Genomic DNA, 10,494 nt, shown 5'->3' on the forward strand with positions numbered 1-10,494 from the left:
GGTTTTGGGAGCCTTGAATAACCAAGACGCGCCCCAATCATATACTCTTCTAGGAGCGCATTTCTTTTTGTTATAGGAAGTGTCGCTGATAAGATTACAACCGGAACCTTGTAGGCTCCCAGCCACCTTAAAGCTCTATATAAGAATACTGACATATAAACATCATAGGCATGGACTTCATCAATGACTACAACCTTATTAGACAATCCCAAATGCCTAAGCATAAGATGTTTTTGTTTTAAAGCTGCAAGGAGAATTTGATCTACAGTTCCCACTGTAAAATCATCTAAAATCGATACCTTCCTACCCGCAAACCATTCATTAACCCCAACGCCGTCTTCACCGTGGATATTCCTACTTTTTGGAAGTTTTGAAAATTCATCATTCAGTTGGGCCTTGCCATGGATTAGTCTTAGAGATTTTTCCCCTTTTATATGGCCAAGCCATTCTCTCACACGGGTAAAAATCCCATTTGAAGTAGCCTTGGTAGGCAGGCCAAAAAACATACCAGTACGATTAGTTTTTTGAGCTAAATCTTCAACAGCTATGAGGGCAGTTTCAGTCTTACCCATACCCATTGGTGCTTCTATAATAAATATTCCCGGTTCATCAGTATTAGAAATTACTTCTGAAATCTTCTTTTGGGCATCCTTCGGTTTTTTTATGAAAGGAAATCTTCCATTATAAATTTCATCAAAATAAGAGTGAGGAGTCCAAGCTTCAGTCCTATCATTCCTCCACTTTTCATATCCTTCTTCCAATCTTTCTGGTCCAACTTCAATTTGATCTATAGGAATCAAAGGAAAATAATTTTCGTTGCTAGTAATCCAATCCGCCATAATCAAAAGCCCTGACAAAATAACTTGGCCAGGCTGGGAAATTAAGGGTAAATCCTCAATGCTAGCAAAACCACAATCAAAAAGCGCCTTATCAAAAATATTTTTTTGTAAATTTTGCCAAAAAATTGCCATTTCTGAGCTAATCTTATCCTCTTGGTAGAGGCTAGAAGTAAAAGACCTACAAATATCTGCTTCACCTTCAGAAATAGGCCTACCGTGGTGGGCACCAATTATATTAGCAAGGCAAAAATTCACCCCAAACTTAGTTAATAAATATTGACCACTAATATTATGACGAATATTTTCCCTTTTAGTTAAAGCAAATTTATCAAGGTCTTTAAAACCAGCATTTATTAGCTTTTCTAAAACTAGATCATCAAGGTCATAATCTCCATTAAAGGACTTTTTAACCTGGAAAATCGCTGTAGCCTTGCCCAGATCATGTGTTGCTCCCAAAAATTTACACAAATTTATAAGAAGTTCATCCTTATCTTCAGCCTCCGAAATCACAGAATCCATCAACAAGTCCTTCATCCCTTGGGAAAGCCAACGGTCATACAAGAATCCACAAATTTTGCTAGTGTCATCTAAATGCACCATCAAAGGTAACCACATCGGGATGTTTTTAACCCTATTTTTCTTTGCCCACAAAAATTTTTCCATAAAATACTCCTTCTTTAGTATAATTATATAAAAATCAAAAATATTATGCAAACGTTTTTATAGGTCTTGCAAAATATATCTAAGAGTAAAAAATAATCCCGCTTGGGCGGGTAAGATCTTTTTAGATTATAATGATGATAAATTATAGTAGGATCATCCCCGCGTATGCGGGTAGAACTTCAAAATAATAAAAAATACTTGACTAATACCAGGATCATCCCCGCGTTTGCGGGTAGAACAGAAATCAAAAATCTTCATAAGCTTTTCGCTTGGGATCATCCCCGCGTTTGCGGGTAGAACTTATAAAATTTATTATATTTGGCGAAATTCTGAGGATCATCCCCGCGTTTGCGGGTAGAACAAAAGCCATAATTTCATACCCATTTCCTCTCAAGGATCATCCCCGCGTTTGCGGGTAGAACGTTATATATATTTTTTTATTTTCTATTAAATGGGGATCATCCCCGCGTATGCGGGTAGAACCTGGTCCTCTTATATCAATCTTTGGGACTATAGGGATCATCCCCGCGTTTGCGGGTAGAACTAAGTAAGTATGCTAAATCTTGTCCAGAAGGTGGGATCATCCCCGCGTTTGCGGGTAGAACAGTGACAAGTTTTTATTACGCCGACCTAGAAGAGGATCATCCCCGCGTTTGCGGGTAGAACACAGCAAGTAAGTTCATAATCAAACCCATATAGGGATCATCCCCGCGTTTGCGGGTAGAACGGAAATAAGGAGGATTAGATGACTGAAAGTAAGGGATCATCCCCGCGTTTGCGGGTAGAACGATAAATTATAATTACAATGTGGGCAAAATCTGGGATCATCCCCGCGTTTGCGGGTAGAACTCTATACAAGTGAAATCACAATCGAAAATCAAGGGATCATCCCCGCGTTTGCGGGTAGAACTAAAGGATAATGAGGGCGATAACGTCAAAGTAGGGATCATCCCCGCGTTTGCGGGTAGAACTTGGCAAGGGCTGTATTTTCGTCTTGCTCACGGGGATCATCCCCGCGTTTGCGGGTAGAACCAGCGAAAAAACTTAATATGGATAAAGTGCCGGGGATCATCCCCGCGTTTGCGGGTAGAACTCGTGATTACAAGTATCGGTGTAGAGCATACAGGGATCATCCCCGCGTTTGCGGGTAGAACTTTGGACTCTTACCCTATCGCCATCATCATCTGGGATCATCCCCGCGTTTGCGGGTAGAACTATTGGTTCATTGCTTCGTCGTAATAAGTAGCGGGATCATCCCCGCGTTTGCGGGTAGAACATTAAAAAGATCCCTATTTTATCACATTGTTAAAATTTTATGAGCTGATTTTTATTTACTTTTATTTTTTTCCTAGATTTTTATTGCCAAACTTTATCTAATCCGTATCTCTCTTCTACATTATATCTTAATTCACAGTTTTTATAAAATAGTTTTATTTCGCTTCTCACTTCCTTACAAATCTTGTAATGGTATTTCCTTTTGTGGCTTGCTATAATTTAACCATAGTTAAGTTAACTTAACAAAAAATAAATTTACAAAGGAGATTTTTATGAAAAATAGTTTTAATTTATTTGCTAAGGCTGCCCTTATTTTGGGTCTTGCTTTGGGTATGAGTGCTTGTGGCCAGTCTAAGGCTGATGTTGAGGTTGGATCTGGTTCTTTGATTAGTTTTGAGGAGACTGAGAAGGATTTTCTTGATTCTTGCAAAAAACTTGATTGGCCAGAGGGTACTAAGGTTCCTGAGCATTTTGATGATAGTAAGGATGCTTCTTTTGAAGCTGGTTTTGGCAATACTAGGGCCTCCCAGTACTGGGAAGCCGCTTGGGAAGAGGAATGGCTAAATAACTATAAAACCAATCCTGCAAAAGCAGAAAAAGCCCTTAAGGAACTTGAAAAAGCTCCAGGTATGACCTACATGGGCGTTGATAAGTGCGATGATGCTACTAGGAAATTTTTTAAAGATAGCCTAGACAAGGCTAAGGCAGGTGACCCTTCTGGTTTTGAACAAAACTTAAAGTTAAATGATCCTAGATAAAACGCAAAGTAGACGAGGATGCTTCCTCGTCTATTTTCATTTGACTTCATTTTTAAAAGTTTTTTTCAGTTATTAATCAAATTACCTAGCATATTAGAAATTTAGATTTTTTGTGATTTTAGATTATGAAAGCACCTTTTTTGTCAATTTCTAGGGCTCTTAGCTGGTAGGTGTTTGATAAGTTTCCTAGCTTTTCTCTTAGGAATTTTTCGCTTTTTTCATCGCTTGATTCTAAAACTACCATAATTGTTGATCCTGCTCCACTTAGGTAATAGGTTAGGACTTCTGATTCTTGGATTGCTTGGTCAATTTTTTCGATTTCAGGTATTAGTTTAAACCTGTATGGTTGGTGGATTTTATCTTCAAGGGCAACTTTTAAATTGTCTTTGTTGCCTGATTTAAGGGCTAAAACCAACATGGCTACTCTAGAAATATTAAAGACTGCGTCTGCCTTTGGATAAGTTTGAGGAAGGACTTCCCTTGATTTTTGGGTAGATAGCCTAAAGTCTGGGATGATTGCCAAGAACTTGAACTCGTTTGAAATTTCAATTTTTTCTACAAATACTTTCTCATTTTCCAATATAGATACACCTGCTCCACCAAAAATGGCAGGGCTAACATTATCTGGATGGCCTTCGATAGCAGTGGCAATTTTAAGGATTTCTTTTTTGTCAAAGTCTCTTCCCATAACATCAAAGGCTGCCAAGATTCCCATGACTATGCAAGCTGCTGATGAACCAAGTCCTCTTGACATAGGAATATCGGCATCTAGGTCAAAATTTATAGGTTGGGCTTCTTCCTTATAAAAGTCGAAAGCATATTTATAGGATTGGTAAATTAGGTTTTCTTTCAGGTTTTCTTCAAAACCTTCCTTGTCATTTATAAGATTAAATTCGCAAGTATTATAAAGGCCCACAGCTAAGCCCAGAGCATCAAAGCCTGGTCCTAAGTTGGCTGATGTGGCTGGTACGGAAATCCTCTTGCCACGGCTGGCAAATTTGAGAACCTCATCTGCAATTTTATCCTTGGATATTATGGTCTTGTGAATTATTTTTTTGCCCTTTAATTTCTTGATTTGGCTTGGAATGGCAAGACCTGTTTTTTTGTAAAGAGCCTTTATATTTTCAAATTCATTTTCTTTTGGATTTTTTCCGAGAGCTCTTAGGACTGATGAGGCAAACTTATATGGGCTTGCAGTTGATAAAATCATGGTTTTTCCAAGACCTAGCTTGTCTACAACAGCCTTGGCCACACTTGTATGGGGATCAATCAAATATCCTTCATCTTCGTAGACTTTTCTAATTGCCTTTTCTGTTTCTTCCTTGTTTGCAAAGCCTGATAAAAATTCAGAAAAATCACCATCAAATTTAAATTTTCCCTTTTCTTTTAAATCTCCCATTTTTTCTCTAACAACTTTGTCAGAAGACTTGTGGAAAATCAACCTTTCAAGGTTTGACGAAACCAAAATATCCATAGATGGAGAGATGGTTTTGATTAATTCTCTGTTGGCATCATAGGTAGCTGTTGTGAAGAAATCTGTCAATACATTATTGTCATTTGAGGCAATTATTAATTTTCCAACAGGAAGACCCATTTGTTTGGCATAAAAACCTGCCAAAATATCGCCAAAATTACCAGTTGGCACGCAAAATGAAAGTTCATCCCCCGCTGATATTTTCTTATTGTTTACCAAATTTGCATAGGAATAAAAATAATAAACAATTTGTGGCAAGAGCCTGCCGATATTTATAGAATTTGCAGATGAAAGATAGGTATTTTTCTTTTTTAATTCAGCCTTTATATTCTCATCATTAAAGATTTTTTTGACTGCTGTTTGGGCATCATCAAAATTTCCGTCAATGGCTATGACCTTTGAATTTAGTGAGTCTGTTGAATCCATCTGGTGTTTTTGAATATGGCTTACACCCTCAGTTGGGTATAAAACTAAGATATCAATGTCTTCTGTATTATAAAAACCTTCTAGGGCAGCCTTACCAGTATCGCCTGAAGTAGCAGTTAAGATTAGGGTCTTATCCTTGATGCCTAGGGATTTTTTAGCATAGGCCAAAAGATTTGGCAAAAGACAGAGGGCAAAATCCTTAAAGGCAGAAGTCCTGCCGTGGTAGAGTTCTAGGTAATAGTCTTTTTGATAAGCTACTTTCACTATCTCATCTTCAAAGCTTGAATAAGATTTTTCTATTAAGTCCAAAAGGTCATCCCCATCAAAATCTGTTAAATAAAGGGAAAGAATTTTGTGTGCCATATCGGTGTAAGATAGGTTTAAATTTTCTTTTATATCAAATTTAGGGAAATATTCTGGCACAAAAAGTCCACCGTCATCGGATATTCCTTTTACAATAGCTTCTCTGCCTGAAATTCTCAGTTGGGCATTTCTTGTAGATAAAAATTTCATATATTCTCCTCAATTTCAGCTAGGAAAAATTCTCCAAGACCATCAAGAATTGGTTTTAACTCCTTAAGGCTGATTTTTTTTGTAATTATTAGCTGGTCGCCAGCCTTTACTTTTTCATATTTGATCACATCTTTTAGGGCCTTAGGGCTTTCTTTTATCCTTAGGTAAAATTTATTTTTTACGGCATTTTCTACCTTGTATGATTTTGACCCGTCATAAAAGGCTGGGATTTCTCTTTTACTTACGATCCTAAATAGGTCACGAACTACAGCATCAGCAGTCTCAAGTCTGCCAGCGCCTGGGCCCTTAAATTCATAGGAGATAAAATTTTCTCCCCAAATCTTTACAGCATTAGTTGCATCAAAGGTTTTGGCAAAAAAGTCATCACCCACAAAGCTTGGAATTACAGAAATATTTACCAAACCATTTGATAATTGCGATTTAGCTAGCATCCTGATTGAAAAACCCATTTCCCTAGCAAAATCAAAGTCGATTTTTTTGATATTTTCAATTCCATAGGTAGGAATCTCAGCTTCATTAATTTTCGCATTGTAAATAAGGGATGAAAGTATCCTAATCTTTCTCATAGCGGCAACGCCACCCACATCTGCTGTCGGGTCTGCCTCTGCAAAACCAAGGTCTTGAGCCTTTTTGAGGACATCTTCATAAGATAATCCTTCCCTTTCCATTTTAGATAGGATATAACTGCTGGTCCCATTTAAAATCCCAAAAACCTTATCCATATCATTGAAAATCGCCTCTTCCATGAAAGGATGAATTAGAGGAATAGCTCCCCCAACTGCTGCTTCGTAGGCAAAATAAACTTCCTTTTCCCTTGCAAGCTTATTTAATTCTTCAAAGTATTTTGACACAACAGCCTTATTAGCAGTCACTATATTTTTCCCTGCCTTCATTAGGGCAAGCATTCTCTGGTAAGTATCTTCTAGATTTGTTGTAAGGTCAATAACCGTATCCACATCAGAAGATAAAATCTCATCAAAATTGTCAGTAAAAATCAAATTCTTTTCAAAGGGGCTTCTCTCTTTTTTTATATTTTTGATTAAAACTTTTTCAATTTCTATGTCTATGCCATTCTTCTTTAGCCTGTCTCTTTTTTTATATAAGATTTCTTCAACACCTGTGCCAACAGTGCCAAAGCCCATAATCGCTATTTTCAAATCAAACCTCCACGTGATAGGCGTCTAATCTACATGATAAAATTCTTCGTATATAGATTGGATTGCCTTTTCAAAGTCCTTGGTTTCTACACCGATAATAATATTAATCTCGCTAGAACCCTGGCTAATCATCTTGATATTTACACCTTCTTTGGCAAGAGCAGTAAAGGTCCTAGATGAAACTCCCTTTTCCTTAATCATGCCACGGCCAACAACAGCTATTAGGGAAATATCCCTCTCCCAAGAAATATTATCCACATCCAAGTAAATTTGTAATTCTTCAAGCACCTTATTTAATTTTGGTGTAATATAGGAATCTGCCACCAAAACAGAAACCGTATCTATACCCGAAGGCATATGCTCAATTGAAATATCATTTGATTCGAAAACTGTAGTTAACTTCCTGAAAAAGTCTTTCTCACTATTCATATTAACTTTTTCAAGGTTAATAACAGTAAAATCTTTTTTGCCGGTAATACCAGTTAGGATATTTTTATTTTTTATATCGCAAGAAGACAAAATCAAAGTACCAGGCTTGTCTGGTTTATTAGTATTTTTAATATTAATAGGAATATTTTTGTCCCTAAGAGGGAAAATCGCCTCTTCGTGAAGGACATTGGCCCCCATATAGGAAAGCTCCCTAAGCTCCTTATAAGTGATAGCCCCGATTGGCGCAGGATTTTTTACAATCCTAGGATCTGCAACCAAAAATCCCGAAACATCAGTGAAATTTTCATACATTTCTGCATCCATAGCTGCTGCTATGACAGAACCTGTCACATCTGAACCACCACGAGAAAAAGTTTTTACCTTTCCATTTTCCTGACCATAAAAACCTGGAATTACAGCCTTCTCATGCTTAGACAAGGTATTTTTAATATTTTCTTCAGACCTCGCTAGGTCCAAAACACCGTCAGTGAAAACTATCAAATCCTTAGCATCTACAAAGTCATAGCCAATAAAAGAAGCAAGAACCTGGGCACTCATAAATTCTCCACGACTAACAACAAAATCATAAGAAGCACCAGATGCGATTTCTTCCTTAACATTAGCAAGAATTGTGTCAATATCAATACCCAAAGAAAGATCATCAACAATATTCTTATAAACATCCTCGATGATCTTATAAACTTCATTAAAATTTAAGTCATGGTCACTCAATTGGTGGCACATGGCAAGTAGGTCTGTAACCTTGTGATTGTTATTTACACCCTTTCCAGGCGCAGAAACAACGATATACTTACGAGCTTCGTCTGCAAAAATAATATCCTTAACTTTTTTAAGCTGAATGGCGTCAGCCAGTGAACTTCCACCAAATTTAGCAACTTTCATCTTCTTCCCCTTTGTGAAATTTTTTTAAATAGTAAATTTTATAGCTATAATTTATTAAAGCAATTTTTAAAACTATACATTTTTTATCCATTTTGTCAATTATTAGATAACTATGATAAAGTAGTGAAAACGTAACCCTATCTTGATAATCTCAAACAAATATATTTTTAAATAAAAAAACCGATGCGTGTGCACCAGCCCCTTAGCTTATATAGTATTGATTTTCATATATAATCACTTTTTTCTAAATATACTCAAAGTCCCTTCAAATTCACTAATGACCCAGTCAATACTAGTAATAGACCATAATTCGTGCATGGTTTGGCCAAATTTATTGAAACACAACTTGTTGTTTAGACAAAATACAGCATGGATTGGATTTTCACCGTTATAAATAATTAAAACATCATTTGGTTTTATCAACTCCTGACTTCCAGTATCTTCTATTTTTTCATAGCCATTTGCTTGTAAAAACAAAAGCAAAGAATCAGCAAAAACCCATTCATTAATCAATTCTTCATTTCTAGATATGGCATAAAGCACGCTTGCAAAACAATTTGGCCCGTGAATCTCTGGAAAAATATTATGGTATTTCTTTAAATATTCATATCCTTCTATCTTATCAAGATTAATATCAACTAGGTCATCGTCATTTTCTTTGAAAAATTTCTCTTTAATACTAAAATCTAGAGATTTCCAAGTTTTTTGAGTCAAAAGAATATCATCACAGACAAAACCGTCACCATTTTTTATAGTTTCTTCTTTAAGCTTTGATCTAAAATCTTCACAAAGCCCTTCAAACCACCCTTCCTTACCAACAATCACAAAGTCAAAATCAATTCCCCATGTTTCGTGGTTACTAATATTATTCACATTTCCATACTTAAAATGATTAAAAAAACCATCCTCACTAAGGATTAAAACATCCTTAAGCATATGAGAATTATCCTGGTAAAAGTCTTTCTTTATAAAAAATATATCATCATCAATTTGTAAATCTCTCACTTATTTCTCCTCATGTATTAAACTGTGATGTCACAGAATAAGTAAATATTACGTAACATCACAGTTAAGATTGTCTTTATTTCTTTTCCCTTACTTCCATATAGTAGTGGTCTTGGTCCTTGGATAGGCTTAGGCTTTTGATGTTTTTTTCTAAATCAAAGGCGAAGTTTCCTTCCCATATGTCTATCTTATCGTAATCAATGATTTCTGTTTCGAATTTATCCAAGTCTATGGATGAACCTATCCTTGTTAGTAGGTCGTAGCCATATTTTTTCTGTTCACTTCTTTCGCCATAAAAGTCGTAGGATCCTTGCTTGTAAGACTTTATGGTTATTTGACTTGTCTGGTTTGCTCCTAGGTCGATTTCAAATTCTGCAAAGATGATTCTTTGGGTGTTTGTTACATCCATTAGGTCTAAGTTGCCATTTTCGTATCTCATCATTGGTTTTTGGCTCAAGGCTCCTGTGGCAAAAAGTTCCTTGATATAAATGGCCTTGTATTCGTCATAAGATAAGGTGTATGAAGGAATGTTACCATTATCCACTTTCCAATAGGCAGAATCTTTTTCTCTTGATGATTGATTTTCTTTATATCCCTCATAAAGAAGTGGTAAGGTCAAGTCTAAAGCCTTATCTAGGCTCATTTCTTGTCTTTTTAGGTCTGCTCCGGCATTTTTCAAATTATTTCTAAGCTTGGATGATTTTTCCTCATAGCCATCCCAGCCACCTATCCTTTGGGCTTCGATTTTTACTTTTGGTGTATCTTGGCCTAGGATAAGCAGATAGTGCTTGTCTCCATAGATGGCTTTTTCACCCTTTTTTGGGATGGAGTATTGGTAAAATTCTTCCTTGTCGTCATCAAATTTGCCAAAGCCATCAAAACCCAAGCTTAAAACCTTGGACTTGTTCCTATCAATTTCTATGCCGGCCACTAGGGTTGGATTTTCCGCTTTAGAGCTTTCTTCATAGTGGCTATTTGTTAGACTATAAACTGTTACTGGTATATCCTTGGTGTCTGGAGCTTGGCCAAGG

The 10,494-nt window shown here is 36.4% G+C and carries 7 protein-coding genes and 1 CRISPR repeat array; of the genes, 1 reads left to right on the top strand and 6 read right to left on the bottom strand.

Translation table 11 applies throughout. The annotated features are described in order from the left end of the window. Positions 1-1,502, bottom strand: a 1,502-nt coding sequence (locus tag RQ907_RS05565) for a CRISPR-associated endonuclease Cas3'' (RefSeq protein WP_311492390.1), incomplete at its 3' end; no start/stop codon positions are given. 150 nt (positions 1,503-1,652) lie between these two features. Next, a CRISPR array of direct repeats spans positions 1,653-2,778; the repeat unit is 28 nt; unit sequence GGATCATCCCCGCGTTTGCGGGTAGAAC. Between the two features lie 271 nt (positions 2,779-3,049). On the opposite strand from RQ907_RS05565, the gene RQ907_RS05570 reads away from it, so the two are divergent. After that, positions 3,050-3,535, top strand: a complete 486-nt coding sequence (locus RQ907_RS05570; RefSeq protein ID WP_311492391.1) for a hypothetical protein — start codon at positions 3,050-3,052, stop codon at positions 3,533-3,535. A gap of 118 nt (positions 3,536-3,653) precedes the next feature. On the opposite strand, the gene thrB is transcribed toward RQ907_RS05570, so the two are convergent. The 5 genes from thrB to RQ907_RS05595 form a co-directional block, all read right to left on the bottom strand. Beyond that, positions 3,654-5,948, bottom strand: a complete 2,295-nt coding sequence (gene thrB / locus RQ907_RS05575) for a homoserine kinase (protein ID WP_311492392.1) — start codon at positions 5,946-5,948, stop codon at positions 3,654-3,656. Beyond that, entirely contained in the window at positions 5,945-7,126 is a 1,182-nt protein-coding gene (locus tag RQ907_RS05580) for a homoserine dehydrogenase (protein ID WP_311492393.1), read from the bottom strand. The genes thrB and RQ907_RS05580 overlap by 4 nt, the downstream gene beginning before the upstream one ends. A 24-nt stretch (positions 7,127-7,150) precedes the next feature. Beyond that, the gene (locus RQ907_RS05585) at positions 7,151-8,458 is read right to left on the bottom strand and encodes an aspartate kinase (protein ID WP_311492394.1); all 1,308 of its coding nucleotides are present in this window, start codon (positions 8,456-8,458) and stop codon (positions 7,151-7,153) included. Between the two features lie 234 nt (positions 8,459-8,692). Continuing rightward, the gene (locus RQ907_RS05590) at positions 8,693-9,463 is read right to left on the bottom strand and encodes a hypothetical protein (RefSeq protein WP_311492395.1); all 771 of its coding nucleotides are present in this window, start codon (positions 9,461-9,463) and stop codon (positions 8,693-8,695) included. 76 nt (positions 9,464-9,539) lie between these two features. Then, positions 9,540-10,494: hypothetical protein (locus RQ907_RS05595; protein WP_311492396.1), on the bottom strand; the 955-nt coding region annotated here is incomplete at its 5' end.

Source organism: uncultured Anaerococcus sp., from assembly GCF_963510575.1.
In the GTDB taxonomy this organism is placed as follows: Bacteria; Bacillota; Clostridia; order Tissierellales; family Peptoniphilaceae; genus Anaerococcus.